The organism is Streptomyces milbemycinicus, from assembly GCF_002154605.1.
Taxonomy (GTDB): domain Bacteria; phylum Actinomycetota; class Actinomycetes; order Streptomycetales; family Streptomycetaceae; genus Streptomyces; species Streptomyces milbemycinicus.
Genome location: NZ_MUNE01000295.1, coordinates 1 through 14,439, shown reverse-complemented (window position 1 = coordinate 14,439; position 14,439 = coordinate 1). Strand labels below are relative to the sequence as shown.

At 73.0% G+C, this 14,439-nt stretch carries 11 protein-coding genes and 1 pseudogene; 2 read left to right on the top strand and 10 right to left on the bottom strand.

Annotated elements, in window-relative coordinates; genetic code table 11:
• The coding region (locus tag CCN51_RS23365; RefSeq protein WP_425444774.1) for an ABC transporter permease at positions 1–195 on the top strand (195 nt) is incomplete at its 5' end.
• Positions 196–205: 10 nt separating this feature from the next.
• Here the strand turns inward: CCN51_RS23365 and CCN51_RS23360 are convergent.
• The 10 genes from CCN51_RS23360 to CCN51_RS23315 all read right to left on the bottom strand — a co-directional run bounded on the left by CCN51_RS23360 (position 206) and on the right by CCN51_RS23315 (position 13,968).
• A complete protein-coding gene (locus tag CCN51_RS23360; protein ID WP_014179143.1) occupies positions 206–1,879 on the bottom strand; it encodes a sensor histidine kinase in 1,674 nt (557 codons plus the stop codon).
• Positions 1,876–2,628, bottom strand: coding sequence for a response regulator transcription factor (locus CCN51_RS23355; RefSeq protein WP_014179142.1), 753 nt, complete (start codon positions 2,626–2,628; stop codon positions 1,876–1,878). The genes CCN51_RS23360 and CCN51_RS23355 overlap by 4 nt, the downstream gene beginning before the upstream one ends.
• A gap of 30 nt (positions 2,629–2,658) precedes the next feature.
• Complete coding sequence (locus tag CCN51_RS23350) at positions 2,659–4,986, bottom strand: xanthine dehydrogenase family protein molybdopterin-binding subunit (protein WP_014179141.1); 2,328 nt, start codon at positions 4,984–4,986, stop codon at positions 2,659–2,661.
• On the bottom strand, positions 4,983–7,274 hold the full coding sequence (locus CCN51_RS23345; protein WP_078610619.1) for a 2Fe-2S iron-sulfur cluster-binding protein: 2,292 nt from the start codon (positions 7,272–7,274) through the stop codon (positions 4,983–4,985). The genes CCN51_RS23350 and CCN51_RS23345 overlap by 4 nt, the downstream gene beginning before the upstream one ends.
• On the bottom strand, positions 7,271–8,170 hold the full coding sequence (locus CCN51_RS23340) for an FAD binding domain-containing protein (protein ID WP_014179139.1): 900 nt from the start codon (positions 8,168–8,170) through the stop codon (positions 7,271–7,273). Before CCN51_RS23340 ends, CCN51_RS23345 begins: the two co-directional genes overlap by 4 nt.
• A gap of 275 nt (positions 8,171–8,445) precedes the next feature.
• The gene (locus CCN51_RS23335) at positions 8,446–10,125 is read right to left on the bottom strand and encodes a beta-N-acetylhexosaminidase (protein ID WP_211303245.1); all 1,680 of its coding nucleotides are present in this window, start codon (positions 10,123–10,125) and stop codon (positions 8,446–8,448) included.
• Between the two features lie 8 nt (positions 10,126–10,133).
• Entirely contained in the window at positions 10,134–10,994 is an 861-nt protein-coding gene (locus CCN51_RS23330) for a carbohydrate ABC transporter permease (RefSeq protein ID WP_043491364.1), read from the bottom strand.
• Positions 10,995–11,041: 47 nt separating this feature from the next.
• Positions 11,042–12,064 (bottom strand): carbohydrate ABC transporter permease, encoded by a 1,023-nt coding sequence (locus CCN51_RS23325; protein ID WP_014179136.1) that lies wholly within the window; start codon positions 12,062–12,064, stop codon positions 11,042–11,044.
• 14 nt (positions 12,065–12,078) lie between these two features.
• On the bottom strand, positions 12,079–13,395 hold the full coding sequence (locus tag CCN51_RS23320) for an extracellular solute-binding protein (RefSeq protein ID WP_014179135.1): 1,317 nt from the start codon (positions 13,393–13,395) through the stop codon (positions 12,079–12,081).
• A gap of 156 nt (positions 13,396–13,551) precedes the next feature.
• On the bottom strand, positions 13,552–13,968 hold the full coding sequence (locus tag CCN51_RS23315; RefSeq protein WP_014179134.1) for a hypothetical protein: 417 nt from the start codon (positions 13,966–13,968) through the stop codon (positions 13,552–13,554).
• A 247-nt stretch (positions 13,969–14,215) separates the two neighbouring features.
• Here CCN51_RS23315 and CCN51_RS23310 point away from each other — a divergent pair.
• Positions 14,216–14,439 (top strand): annotated as a pseudogene (locus CCN51_RS23310) (50S ribosomal protein L25/general stress protein Ctc); the annotation flags it as partial.

The window sequence follows — 14,439 nt, the reverse complement described above, 5'->3', positions numbered from 1 at the left end:
GGGGCGGCCGGGGCGGTGCTGGGCACGGGCATCACCGCCGTGTACGCGGGGGTGCGGGGCTGGCCGACCGAGGTGCCGGTGTGGGCCACCGCGGCCGGGGTGGGGGTGACGCTCGCCATCGGGGCCCTGGCCGGGCTGTATCCGGCGATACGGGCCGGGCGGCTGGCCCCGACCCAGGCGCTCGCCGGGTCCTGAGCCGGCCGGGTCAGGGGGTGGCGTCGGCGGCGGTCGTGGGGAGCTCGATGGTGAACGTCGTGCCGGCCCCGACCGCGCTCTCCACCCCGATCGTCCCCTGGTGGTCCGTCACGATCTGACGGGCGATTGACAGCCCGAGCCCGCTGCCGCCGGTGGCCCTCCCCCGCGCGGCGTCGGCCCGCCAGAAGCGGTCGAAGACGTGCGGCAGATGCTCGGCGGGGATGCCGTGCCCAGTGTCGCCGACCTGGACCACGGCCCCCGCGCCTCGGCGCGCCAGGGACAGGCGGACGGTGCCGCCGGGCCCGGTGGCCCGTACGGCGTTGCTCACCAGATTGCCGACGGCCTGCCGCAGCCGGTCCGCGTCGGCGTGCGCATACAGGGGCTCACCGCCCGGCGTCTCGACGGTGAGGGCGACCCCGGCGCGTTCGGCTTGGGCGCGGTGGACGGTGCGGCAGGTCTCCAGCAACTCGCCCAGGTCGATGTCCTCACGGTGGTAGGTGAGCGCGCCCGCCTCGGCGAGCGCCAGGTCCTGCAGGTCGTCGACGATCCGCTGCTGGAGCAGGACCTCCTCGTGGAGCGAGGCCAGCAGCTCGGGTTCCGGGTCGACGACCCCGTCGCGCAGCGCCTCCAGATAGCCGCGCAGATTGGCCAGCGGGGTGCGCAGCTCGTGGGCGACGTCGCCCACGAGCCTGCGCTGGCGCTCCTCGCTGGCCTGAAGGGATTCGGCCATGCGGTTGAAGGACCGGCCCAGTTCGGCGATCTCGTCCCGGCCGGTCACGGGCACCCGCCGGGCCAGGTCGCCCTCGCCGAGGCCGTGGGAGGCGGCGGTCAGGGCGCTGACGGGGCGGAGCACCGTCCGGCTGAGCAGCAGCGCGCCGAGGATGGCCGCCACCGCGACGGCCACGGCCACCGTGACCGCGGGCGCGGCGGCGAGGGCGGACGGCGGCTCGTCGAGGGCGCCGAGGCGGACCTGGAGCGGCGGCGGGGCGACGTCGCTGATCTGCTCGGCGAAGACCCGCTGGAGGCACGGGGTGATGCCCTCGTCCGTGGCCGACACACAGGGCCTCCCGGCCTTGTCGTACCGGGCGAACCGCGCCGTTGTCGGCTTCGGCCGCTGACAGGACCCGCGCGACGCCGATGTGCCGCCGCTTCCCGTCTTCCGGCCCGCCGAGTACGTCGGCACGCCGTGGTCGTCCCGCCCGACCGTCACCTCGAAGCCGGAGCGGGTCAGACACGCCGCGTACGCCGTCCCGGAGCGGTATTTGGCGATCTCGGTGATGGTGCGCTTGAACGCCGTCACCGGAACCAGCCCGTCGGGCAGCCGCAGCTCGGGGCGGGGGTCGACCAGGAGCGGCGCGCCCGTGCCGGTCCTGCGGGGCTTACGGCCCATCAGGACGTCCGAGTCGGCGAGCGGCGCTCCGGAGCCGGTCGCGGTGGTGACCCGGATGCGCTGCCCGGTGTCGGCGGACAGCTCACGCACGGTCGGGCCGACGCCGTCCCAGGTGCCGTGCCGCAGACCGTACTGGCGCAGCTCGCCGGTGACCCGGTTGATGTCGGCCCGGTCCGCGGCGGCGGTCTCGTTCGCCTCCCGGGTGGCCTGGCGCAGCGTCAGCCAGGCGGTGGCCGCGGTGGCGGCGATGACGAGCAGCATGACGAGGGCGAGCGCCCGCAGCCGGAAGCTCATCGCGCGGGGCCCGGGCCCCGCTCCGGGTACGGCTCCCGGTCCGGACCCGCGTTCGGCTCCCGGCCCGGGTCCGCCAGCCGGTAGCCGCGCCCGTAGACGGTCTCCACCATGCGGGGCGCCCCCGGCCCGCGCTGCTCCAGCTTGCGGCGCAGGTTCATCACATGCGCGTCCACGGTGCGCTCCAACACGTTCTGCTCGAAGCCGAAGACCCGGTCGATGATCTGCGCCCGGGTGAAGGCGCGCCCGGGTTCGGCCGCCAGCAGGGCCAGAATGGCGAATTCCTTTCCCGTCAGCGCGATCAGCTCGCCCGCGAGCCGCACCTCGAAGCACGCGGTGTCGATCTCCAGCGCCCCGGCCCGGATGAGCGTCGGCTCCCCCGTGATGGCCCGGGACCGCCGCAGCAGGGCTCTGACGCGGGCGGTCAGCTCCCGGGGGCTGTACGGCTTGGTCATGTAGTCGTCGGCGCCGAGGTCGAGCCCGAGCAGCATGTCCTCCTCGGTGGCGCGCGCGGTCAGCAGCAGGATCGGCACCTGGGAGTCGGTGCGCAGGATGCGGCACACGTCCAGGCCGTCGACCTGCGGCATCATCACGTCGAGGACGATGAGGTCGGGGCGGGTGGTCCTGGCGCGGTCGATCGCCGAGCGGCCGTCGTGGACGGTCTGGACGGCGTTCCCCTCCCGCTCCAGATAGATCCGGATCAGCCGCGCCTGCTTCTCGTCGTCCTCGGCGACCAGGATGCGCGCGCTCAACAACCCCCCTCAGATCCCCTCGGCCCGTGGTCAGGCTCTGTTGACGGCCGCTGCCTGGGGCCGGATCGGCAGCCTGTTGACCGGGCGGCCGGATGCCGAGCGGACCGCCGCGGCCACCGCCGCCGGGGTGGTGACCACCGGCACCGCGCTGACGGCCTTGGCGCCGAAGGGGGCGACCACGTCCCGTTCCTCGACGAGTTTGACGATGCGGATGTCGGGGACGTCCACGGCGGTCGGCAGGGTGTAGCCGGTGAGGTCCGGGTGCCGGATCACACCGCGGGAGGTGCGCAGGTTCTCGGTGAGGGCCGCGCCGATGCCCTGAGCGACGCCCGCCTCGATCCGGGCCGCCAGTTGGCGGGGGTTGAGCACCCGGCCCACGTCCTGGGCGATCGTCATGTCCACCACGCGCACCGCGCCGATCTCGATGTCGACGTCGACCACGGCGCGGATCGCGCAGAAGGCCAGGCCCACGAAGGCGTCGCCCTGGCCCGTCTCGTCCAGCGGTTCGGTGGGGTGCGGGCGGCACTGCGCGGTGGCCCACAGCTCCTTGCCCTCCAGCGCCTCGTCGACGGTCGTGCTGAGCACCCCGTCGTACGAGGTGATCTTGCCGTCGGCGATGGTCAGCAGCTCGGTCGACATGCCGAACTTATGCGCGAGCGGCTGCAGCAGCTGGGTACGGACCATCTTCGCGGCCCGCTCGACCGCGCCGCCCGACACCCAGGTGTGGCGGCCGCGCGCCGCGGGTCCGGCCGGGGGCTGGTCGGTGTCGACCGGTGCGACATGCACCTCTTCGATGCCCAGGATCTCCTGGACGATCTGGCGGGCCAGGGTGGTGAAGCCCTGGCCGGTCTCGACGGCCGCGCAGATGACGGTGGCCACCGAGCCGGTGACCTTGACCGTGGCCGTGGAGACCTCGTCGGCCCCCTCGGCGCCGAGCATGTGCACCATGCCCAGGGCGTAGCCGACGCCGCGCCGCACCGCGCCCGGATCGCCCGCGCCCTCGGGGCCGCCGGGCAGCAGCCACTCCTCCTCGGGGTCGTCCTTGGGGAGCGGGGGCAGCGGGGTGTCCCGTACGGCGCGCAGCAGTTCGGCGACCGGGGCCGGGCAGGTGACGGTCTGGCCGGTGGGCAGCAGATCGCCGGTCGCCATGGCGTTGCGCAGCCGGATCTCGGCCGGGTCGAGGCCCAGCTTGGCCGCCAGCTTGTCCATCTGGCCCTCGTACGCGGCACACACCTGCATCGCGCCCTCGCCGCGGACATGGCCGGAGGGCGGGTTGTTGGTGCGCACCGCCCAGCCCTCGATGAAGGCGTGCGGTACGACGTACGGGCCGCAGGCGAAGGACACCGCGGCGGCCAGCGCGTCCCCGGAGGAGTCCGCGTACGCGCCCGCGTCCAGCAGGATCTGCGCCTCGACCTTCACCAACTTGCCCTCGGCGTCGGCGTGGTGGCGGTAGCGCAGCAGGGTCGGGTGGCGGTGGGCGTGGCCGAGGAAGGACTCCTCGCGGGTCGCGGCGAGCTTGACCGGGTGGCCGGTGCGCAGCGCGAGCAGGCCCAGCGGCAGCTGCATACCGGGGTCCTCGCGCTCGCCCATCGCACCGGGCACGCCCGTGACCACGACCTTGACCCGCTCCGGCTCCAGGCCGAAGCAGGCGGCGGCCAGGTCGCGGTCGGCGTGCGGGTCGGTGGAGGCGGTGTAGATCTCCACGCCGCCGTCGGGGCGCGGCACGGCCAGGCCCGCCTCGGCGCCGATGGGCGCCGGGTCCTGACGGCCGATCCGGTACAGGCCCTCGACGATGACCTCGCCGACCACGTCCGGGTCGCCGAAGCTCAGCGGGATATGGCGGACCAGATTGCCGTCGGGGTGCAGCGGCTCGGCCCCGAACGCCTGCTCGGGGTCGGTGACCGGCTCCAGTACCTCGTACTCGACGGCGATGGCCGCGGCGGCCAGCCGGGCGGTGTCGGGGTGGTCGGCGGCGACCGCGGCGATCGGCTCGCCGTGGTGGCGGACTAGGTCCTTGGCGAAGACGGGGCGGTCGGCGACGCGGCGGCCGTGCGCGGCGTCGCCGGGCACGTCGGCGTGGGTCACCACGGCCCGTACGCCCGGCATCTGGGCGGCGGGCGCGGTGTCGATGGAGACGATACGGGCGTGCGGATGCGGGGAGCGCAGCACGGCGGCCCACAGCAGCCCCTCGGCCCACAGGTCGGCGGCGTACGGGAAGGTGCCGGAGGTCTTGGCCGCCGCGTCCGTGGGCTGCAGCGACATCCCCAGGCCGATGGTCGGCGGCTCCTTGGGCGTGAGGGGGACCCCGGCGGCGGGGGTGGCGGTGGCGGCGCCGGTGCCGTCCGCGATTCCAGTCATGCCGTCGCCCTCCCGCTGCCGCTGCCGTCGAAGCCGCCGTCGCCGGTGCCGTGTATCCCAGGCGGGCCCGCCTGGTGCGGAATGCGGCCGGCGGCGTCCTGCCCGCCGTCCGCCGCCGCGGCCTCCTCCGCCTCGGCAGCGGCCGCCGCCTCCCGGCCCGCGACGACCTCGCGGACCGCGTTGACCACCCCGCGGTAGCCGGAGCAGCGGCACAGGTTGCCGCTGATCGCCTGCCGGGTCTGCAGATCGGTCGGGGAGTGGTTGCCCTGCAGCAGATCGTGCAAGGTCATGGCCATGCCCGGTACGCAGAACCCGCACTGCACCGCGCCGCAGGCGGCCAGCGCGCGCTGCACGTCCGAGGGCTGCCCGTCCGCGGCCAGGCCCTCGACCGTACGGACCTCACAGCCCGCGGCGGTCGCGGCGGGCACCAGGCACGAGGCGACCAGCCGCCCGTCGACCTGGACGGAACAGGCCCCGCACTCGCCCTGCGAGCAGCCGTCCTTGGCCCCGGCCAGGCCCAGGCGCTCGCGCAGTACGTACAGCAGCGACTCGCCGATCCAGGCGTCGGTGACGGGGCGGTCGGTGCCGTTGACGTGCAGGACGTACGAGGCGCTGGGGTGCTCGCTGTCGGCCTGGGGGGCCGCGTCGGGGGCTGTGTCGGGGTCCGCCAGGGCGTCTGTCGGGTCGGTCGGGTCGGTCGGGCCGGTCTCGGGGAGGGACGGCGCCTCGGGGGCCGTCGTCTCCGCGGTGGGCCGCTCGTCGCCGTCCGCGCCGCTCTTGACGTCCTCGACGGCCTCGGCCGACGGGTCGGCTTCGACTCCGGCTCCGGCTCCGGCGAAGGGCGCGCCGTGGCCGTCCAGCGCCAACTCGGCCGACTCCTCGGCCTGTACGAGGTCGGCAGGCGCCTCAAGGGCCGGGCCGTCGGCGTCGGCCACGACGCCGTGCGGCGGGGTCGCCTGGGCCACGTGACCGCCGTCGGCCCCGGCCGGGCCGCCGCCCGCTGCCTGACGGCCATGGGCGTCGTAGCCGCCGTCCACGAACCCGCCGCGACCGCCACCCGGCGCGACACCGTGCGGCGGCGTCCCCGCCCCCGCGTGGCCGTCGTAGCCGTCGTCCACGAACCCGCCCCGGCCGCCCACGGGCGGCACGCCGTGCGGCGGGGTCGTCTGGCCGGTGTGGCCGCCGTCGGGCCCGGCCGGGCGGCCCTGGCCGCCGTGCGTCAGCTCTTCGGGCCAGTCGTCCACCTCGGGCAACTCGGTGCCCGCCGCCGGAGTGGCCGGCGCGCCGGACGCGGCGGCGCTGCCGTGCGGCGGGGTGGGGGCGCCGCGGTGCTCGACGGGCACGTCGGCGCCGCCGGGCAGCCTCAGGCGCCGTCTGGGGCCCCTGCCCTGCTGCGTCGGGGCCGCGGGGGCGCGGCGGACGGCATGGTCGCCGAGTGCGTACTCGCCGGATTCCTCGGCGGAGCCGTCGTCACCGGCCACCGGAATCGACCACTGACCGGTCTGGCCGGGCTGGCCTGGTTGCCCCGGCTGACCCGGCCCACCCTGCCGCTGGTCCTGGTGCAGCCCCTGCTGGACCTGCTGCTCCTGCTGCTCCTGTGCGCCGCCCGCGAAGGGCATCGTCCACTGCGCGGTGTCCTGCGCCCCGTAGCCGCTGTCGTCGACCCTCTCGTCACCCGCGGCCGGGACGGCCCACTGGCCGTCGGCCGGCTCGGGCACCTGCCACTGGGCCGCGCCCGTCGGGTCGTTCACCTGGTACACGCCGGTCTCGTCGACGCCGTCGTCGCCGGCGAACGGGATCGACCACTGACCGGCCTGACCGGTCTGGCCGGACTGGCCCGGCTGACCGGGCTGCCCCGCGCCAGGCATATGCCACTGCGCAGTCGTGTGCGCGCCGTGCGGGTTCTGGTGTTCGCCGTACGCGTACTCGCCCGTGTCGCCGGATCCGCCCGCCGGGCCGGGCTGGGCCCACTGGCCGGAGTCGTCGGCGCCGGCCTCCATCGGCACGGCCCAGTGCCCGGTCCCGGAACCAGGGGCGTGGGCCGTCGGCTGCCACTGGCCGCCCTGTGAGGGCGCGCCCGGACCACCCGTCATGGGCGGCGGGGTGTAACCGGTGCCGGGGGCCGCGAGCGGGTCCCATCCGCCCGCGAGGGCGGCCGGGTCCTGGAGCGAGTGGTCGGGAGGCAGCTGCACGAACGCCGTGGCCTCCGCGTCGTACTCGGGGCCGTGTGGCATCGGCTGCCACCCGCTCCCGGGTTCCGGCCGGTGCGGCTGCTGTTCGTCACTCACGCGAGTGCCCTCCCCAATGCTCGGCGGGCCAGAGCTGCCACCGTACGCCTCAGATGGACGGCGGCGGGCGGCAGGGGCACCGGCTCGGAGCCGTCCGCCGGCGGAGCCGGGTCGGGAATGCAGGCGGCGGCGACGTACTCGCCGAAGGCCGCCGTCACCTGCGGGTCGAGGCGCCCCCGGTCGCCGTCCCAGTCGATGAGCGAGGCGACCCAGCGCTCGGCCTCCAGCGGCCGCAGCGGCATGGGCGCGACCGCGCCGACCGCGCAGCGCACACCCCGCCGCGCCGGGTCCAGCACGACGGCGCACGAGGCCGTGGACCGGCCCGGGCCGGTGCGCCCGGTGGCCTTGAGGAAGGCCTGGGGGGCGTGCAGGATCGGTACGCGTACGAAGCCGACGAGTTCGCCGGGCCGCAGCATCTCGACCCCGGCCAGCAGATGGCTGACCGGGATCTCGCGGCGCGCGCCCTCGGGCCCGGCGATGATGACCGTGGCCTCCAGCGCGGCGAGCACCGGCAGCGCGTCGCCCGAAGGGGCGGCGGTGACGATGTTGCCGCCGAGGGTGCCCGCATTACGGATCTGTGGCGGCCCGGCGGCGCGCGCCGCGGCGGCCAGCGCCGGGATGAGCGCGGCGAAGTCGGGGCGGCCCATACGGGCGTGGGAGAGTCCGGCGCCGAGCAGGGCGTGGCCGTCCAGGTAGCGCCAGCCGCGGATCTCGGTGATCCGGCCGAGGCCGACGAGTGCGGCGGGCCGCAGCAGCCCGGAGTTGACGGCGGCCATCAGATCGGTGCCGCCCGCGACGGGCACGGCGGCGGGCATGGCGGCCAGCGCCGCCACGGCCTCGTCGAGCGTGCCCGGCAACGTCACCGTGTGCGCCGCCTGCGGTGCGTGCGTGGTCAACCCAGCTGCCCCTTCCCCGGTGTCCCGGCTGTTGCGCCGTACGGTACGTGCTGACAGCCCGGACGTGGCAACTCTGGCACATCTTCCGAGTCCGCCGTCGCGAGGGTCCGTGAAGCATGGATCCGTCCCCGACCAGGGGGATGGTACGGGTTTCAGACGACGTCTCCGCCAGGTGTGGATTGCCACGTTTCAGGGACCCTTGTACGACTTGGGGTTGAGCCGGGGCCCTACGGTCCCAGGGGTGCGCCGCCTCGCGGCGCACCTTCCGGCGTGCCTCACACGATCGGGGGCGACCCGTCGATCGGACGTCCGAGACTGCCAACCATTCCTTTGGGGGCAGGGCGCCGCTGCCACGGACGCGGGCCGCCGGGGGGCCGGTAGTCCACGCCGAGCGCGTCCAGCCGCGCGTAGTGGGCCGCCATACGCTCCTGGAAGCCGGTGAAGTCCCGCTCGGGCGGCGGCGGAAGCGTCGACCAGACCGCTTCGGCGAAGGCGGCGAGGCGCGGAAAGGTCTGGTAGTCGACGCGCCGCCGGTCCTCCGTCACCTCCGTCCAGACGTTGGCCTGAGCGCCGAGCACGCGCTCCGCCTCCGCACCGGTGAGCTCGGGTGGAACCGGCTCGAAGCGAAAGACATCCTCCAGGGTGCGCACGTAGCCGATGGGGACCGGCTCATCGTCGCCGGCGGCCTGGCGGTAGTCGAAGTAGACCTGCTGTTTGGGGCACATGACGACGTCGTGGCCGGCGCGGGCGGCAGCGATGCCGCCCGCGTAGCCGCGCCAGGACGACACGGCGGCGCCCTCGGCCAGATCGGCCCCCAGAGCGCTGGCGGTGCTGCCTTCCAGAATCTCGTCCCAGCCGATCAGCCGGCGGCCGCGCTCGGCCAGCCAGCGGCCGAAGTGACCCAGGAACCAGTTCTGCAGCTCGTCCTCGTCCGCCAGGCCCAGCTCCCGGATCCGCGCCTGGGCGGCCGGGGAGGCCCGCCACTGCTCCTTGGGGCACTCGTCGCCGCCGAGGTGGACGAAGCCGCCCGGGAAGAGCTCCAGGACCTCCTCGAGGACGTTCTCGTAGAAGCGCAGCGTGGTGTCGGCGGGTGAGAGTACGTTCGGGTTGACGCCCCAAGTGGTCCAGACGCCGAGGGAGGCGGTGTCGACGGCGTCGGCGTTGCCCAGCTCCGGGTACGCGGCGATGGCGGCCTGTGAATGTCCGGGGATGTCGATCTCCGGGACGACGGTGATGTGCCGCTCGGCGGCGTAGGCGACGATCTCGCGGATGTCGTCCTGGGTGTAGTAGCCGCCGTGCGGGCGCTCGTCCCACAGCGGTGAGGCGCGGTGCCCGAATTTGGTGCGCTCGCGCCAGGCGCCGACCTCGGTGAGCCTGGGGTAGCGGCGGATCTCGATGCGCCAGCCCTGGTCGTCGGTCAGATGCAGATGCAGCACATTGAGCTTGTGCGCGGCCAAGAGGTCGACGTACGCGAGCACATCGCCCTTGGGCATGAAGTGCCGCGCCACGTCCAGCATGAGACCGCGCCAGCCGAAGCGCGGGGCGTCCTCGATCACCCCGCAGGGCACCGCCCACTCCTCCCGGGTGACGACCGGCGCCCGGCGGAAGGCGTCGGGGCCGAGCAGTTGGCGGAAGGTCTGCGCGCCCCAGAAGACCCCGGCCGGGCCGCCGCCCTCGATCCGGATCGCGTGGCCGTCGGCGGTGATGCGATAGCCCTCGGGGCCGAGCTCACGCTCGATCTCGGGGCTGATCCGGAGGAGGACCCCGTTGTCGTGATCCTCGCCGGGTGGGAGCGGCAGGCCGGTCGCGGCGCCGACGGTGGCGCGCAGCCAGCGGGCGGTGGACTCGGTGCCCGGGCCGGCGTGCAGCAGGGTCTCGGCGTCCAGGAGGTAGTGGGCGCCGTCCAGCAGCTCGTACGCGCGGTGCGGCGCCGGGATCAGACCTGTGGCGTTCATGGCGAGGTTCACCCTTTCACGGCCCCGGCGAGCCCGGAGACCAGCCGACGTTGGACAAGCACGAAGAAGACCAGGACGGGGAGGGTCATGACGGTGGATCCGGCCATGATCCCGCCCCAGTCGTTCTGCTCGGGTTTGAAGAAGACCAGCAGCGCCATGGGCAGGGTCGAGTTCTCGGTGGCGCTGATGATGAAGGACTTCGGGAACAGGAAGTCGTTCCAGGCGCTGATGAACGAGAAGACGCTGGTCGCCACGAGGCCGGGCAGCACCAGTGGGAACAGCACCTGCCACAGGAACCGGGCCCGGCTCGCACCGTCGATCATCGCGGCCTCCTCCAGGGTCTCCGGCACCGCCTTCACGAATCCGCGCAGCATCCAGATCGCGAACGGCAGCGAGAAGGCGAGGTGCGGCAGGATCAGCGAGCCCAGGGTGTTGAGGCCGACCCCGGGCACGGCCGTGCCGAGGTCGCGCATCAGGAAGAACATCGGGATCGCGAGGGCCTCCACCGGCACCATCTGGGCGATCAGAAACATGATCAGCAGCGTGGTGCGGAAGCGGAACCGGAAGCGGACGACGGCCGTGGCCGCCAGGAAGGCGATCAGCGCCGAGAGCACCACCACGGCCCCGGCCACGACGAGGCTGTTGACGAAGTAGCGGCCGAAGTCCTGCTGCACGAAGACCCGGCGGAAGGCGTCCAACTGCGGGTGGAGCGTCCAGGGCCTCGGGTGTGCCGACTGGACCTCGCCCTCGGGTTTGAACGCCGAGAGCACCATCCAGTACAGGGGGAAGGCGACCACCAGCGCGATCACCACCGCGGCGGCCTCGGCGGCCAGCCGCCAGGGCCGGGCGGGTCGGCGGGGCCGCGGCAGGCGGAACCGGGATGGAGTGTGTGGCCGCGGCGAAACCGGGGGCGCGCTCACAGGTCCTCTCCTTGCCGTCGAAGAAGCCGCAGATAGACCAGGGTCACCGCGAGCAGGATCAGCAGCATGACGACGCCGATGGCGGAGCCGAGTCCGTACTCCGAGGAAGCGAAGGCCTTCTGGTAGGCGTAGACGTTGAGCACGAGGTTCTGGCCCGCGATGCCGCCGCCGTTCGTCATGACGTAGATCTGCCCGAAGACCTTGAAGTCCCAGATGATCGACTGGATGGTGACGATCACCAGGACCGGGCGCAGCAGGGGCGCCATGATGCTGCGCCAGGTGCGCCAGGTGGAGGCCCCGTCGAGGGCGGCGGCCTCCAGCAGTTCGGGCGGGACGGCCCGGATGCCCGCGTAGACGGTGACCATCACGAACGGGAACGAGCACCAGACGACCTCGAGGAGCACCAGCGTGAAGGCGCTGTACTTCCCGTAGGTCCAGGAGTAGTCCTCGAATCCGCTCAGGCCCAGCCAGGTGAGCACCTTGTTGACCGGGCCGAAGCTGGAGTCGAAGAGAAAGACCCACACCGTGGAGCCGGTCACGGGCGGCGTGGCCCAGGCGCCGAGGGCGGCGAGCAGCAGCATCGTCCTGGGCACCGCGCGCACCTTGGTGAGCAGGACGGCGAGCGAGCAGCCCACGGCGAGGGTGGACAGCACACAGGCGGCGGCGAAGAGCACGGTGCTCAGCAGCACCTGCCAGAACTGGTCGTCGCGGAAGAGGGCGGCGTAGTTGTCGAAGCCGATGAATTCGGTGGGGCGGCCCCCGCTGACCTGTGCCTGGGTGTAGCGCAGGAACGAGATCAGGCCGAGTTGGTAGACGGGGTAGACCAGCAGTCCGGCCAGCACCATGAGCGCCGGGGCCAGATAGAGCCAGGGAGTCCAGCCGGGGTGGTGGCGCGGGCCGCGGCCCGCCGGCGGTCGGTTGCCCCGGGCCGCCGGGCGGAGGCGGCGCCGGGCCGGGCGGGCGTCCCGGCCCGGCGGCTGCTCCGCACCGGCCACGGCGGGCGCGATATCGCGAGCCATGGGCGGCGGTCCGCTCAGCCGGCCGAGGAGAACGCGGCGTCCATTTTCTTCGCCGCGTCTGCCGTGGCCGCGTCCACGCTCTTACGGCCGCTGACGATCTCCTGCATCATCGTCGGGATCACCGCCTCAGAGTCGATCTTGCTCCAGGCGGAGGTCACCGGAACGAACTTGGTGCCGGATTTCAGGGTTTCGACGAACGGCTTGGTGAAAGGCGCCTTGTCCGCGACCTTTTCCTGGACGTCGGTGAGCGCGGGCATATTGCCCATGGCGTCGAACATCTTGGACTGGTATGCGCCGCCGCCGAGCAATTCGACGAAGTCAACGGCCAGGGTGCGGTGGGTGGTGCCGCGCATGACACCGAGGTTGTTGCCGCCCGCGAAGGCCGGGGATATGACGCCCTTCTGCGGGCCCGGCAGCGGCACGACGGCGTATTTGCCCTTGACCGCCCCGTCCTCCATCGCCTGGCGGCTGAAGTCTCCGCCGATCGCCATGCCGGCCTTTCCGCCCGCGAAGGTCTGGACGCCGGCGTCGCCGCCCAATTCGGCGCACTGTTCGGGCGGACAGCTGTCCTTGGCGATCAGGTCCGTATAGGTCTTCAGGCCCTTGCGGGACGCGGCGCTGTCGATGGCGGCGGTGTAGGTGTCGCCGCGCTTCTCGGCGAGGTCGCCGCCCGCGGACCATACGAACGGGAGCATGCCGTAGACGTTCTTGGCGCCGACCGAGATGCCGAACATATCGGGGTGTTCGGCACGGATCCTGTGGGCGGCCGTGGCCAGTTCGCCCTGTGTGGCAGGCGGCTTCAGCCCCAGCTCCTTGAAGATGTCGGTGCGGTAGTAGAGGGCCCGTACGCCGACGTACCAGGGGACGCCGTAGACCTTTCCGGCGACGCTGACGGATTCCTTGACGGATGCCGTGACGCTCTTCGCGTCCTCCCACTTCCCGAATTCGGCCGTGATGTCGGCCAGTCCACCGTCGTTGACATAACCGGCGGTGTCGGTGTTGCCGAATTCGACGACGTCGGGGGCGCTCTTCGGGTCGTTGAACGCGGCCTTCATCTTCTCGGCGCGGGTCTCGATGGGGATGTAGGTGACGTCGACCCGGGTGTCGGAGTGCTTCTTGGTGAATTCGGCGACGGCTTCCTTCACCACCTTCTCCTTGGGTGCGTTGTTCACCTCCCGGAAGAGCCACACTCTGATGGTTCCGCTCTTGGAGTCCTTGGTGGATTCGGTGTTGGAGGAGGTGGACGGGGCGCAGGCGGTGGCCGTGAGACCGGCCAGGACGAGCGCCGCCGCCGGGGCGGCGAGGCGGAGGGACAGGCTTGATCGCTTCATTGGCAGAACAACCCCTACGGCATTGCGTTGCACGGTGTGCAACGCACATTTCACCATGCACAACAAGCAGGAGGCTAAGGGTGGGCCCGTCCGCCCACAAGAGGTCTAAACCAGGTTTAGGAGGGAGACTCGTCGTCTACGAGGGCCACGCGTCGTTCAGGAGGGCGACTCGTCGGCCGGACAGGCCGGTTCGGGATACGGCACGGCCTCCACGCGCACGCCCGCAGCCGCCAGACGGACCACCAGCTGGTTCCAGTCCGGCCAGCAGCTCCGCATCCGCTCCAGCACCCCGCGGCCGGCGATCAGCACGATCTCGCAGTCCGGCTCGTCGGCCCACTCCAGCAGCCTGGGCAGGGTGGGCTGGGCGGCCGAGACGACACAGCTGCCCGCCGGGCGGTAGCCGCGCTCGACGGCCAGCCGCTCACACCGCTCCAACTGGGCGTCCCAGTCCTTCTCGAACTGGCGGAACCGGCCCGCCGCTTCCCCGTCGGGCTCGTCTGGTTCGTCGATCTCCCGCGCACCGAACACCAGGTACGCCGCCCGCTCGGCACCGCTCTCCCCGCGCCCGCTCATGGAGGCGACCCTAACGGCGCCCTGCGCACCGCCGGGGCCGTACGCCGTCAGGTGCGCGGCATATGCCAAATACGGCGGGAGGGCGTGTGAACGCGGAAGAGGCGTGAACCCGAGAGACGTGTGAACGTGGGAGACAGGTGAATGCGGGGGACAGGTGAATGCGTACAGCGCGCTACGCCCGGCCCGCGCCCCCTGGTCGAGAGGGGCGCGGGCCGGGCGACATACAACGACTACGAGGAGTGCAGCCATGGCTGAGGTCAAGATTTCCGCCAAGTCCCGTACCGAGTTCGGCAAGGGCGCCGCCCGCCGTGACCGCCGCGAGGGCCTGGTCCCGGGTGTGGTGTACGGCCACGGCGCCGAGCCGGTCCACGTCAACCTGCCGGGCCACGACCTGATGCTCGCGCTCAAGACCCCGAACGTGCTGCTCGGCCTCGACATCGAGGGCAAGAAGGAGCTCGTCATCCCCAAGGC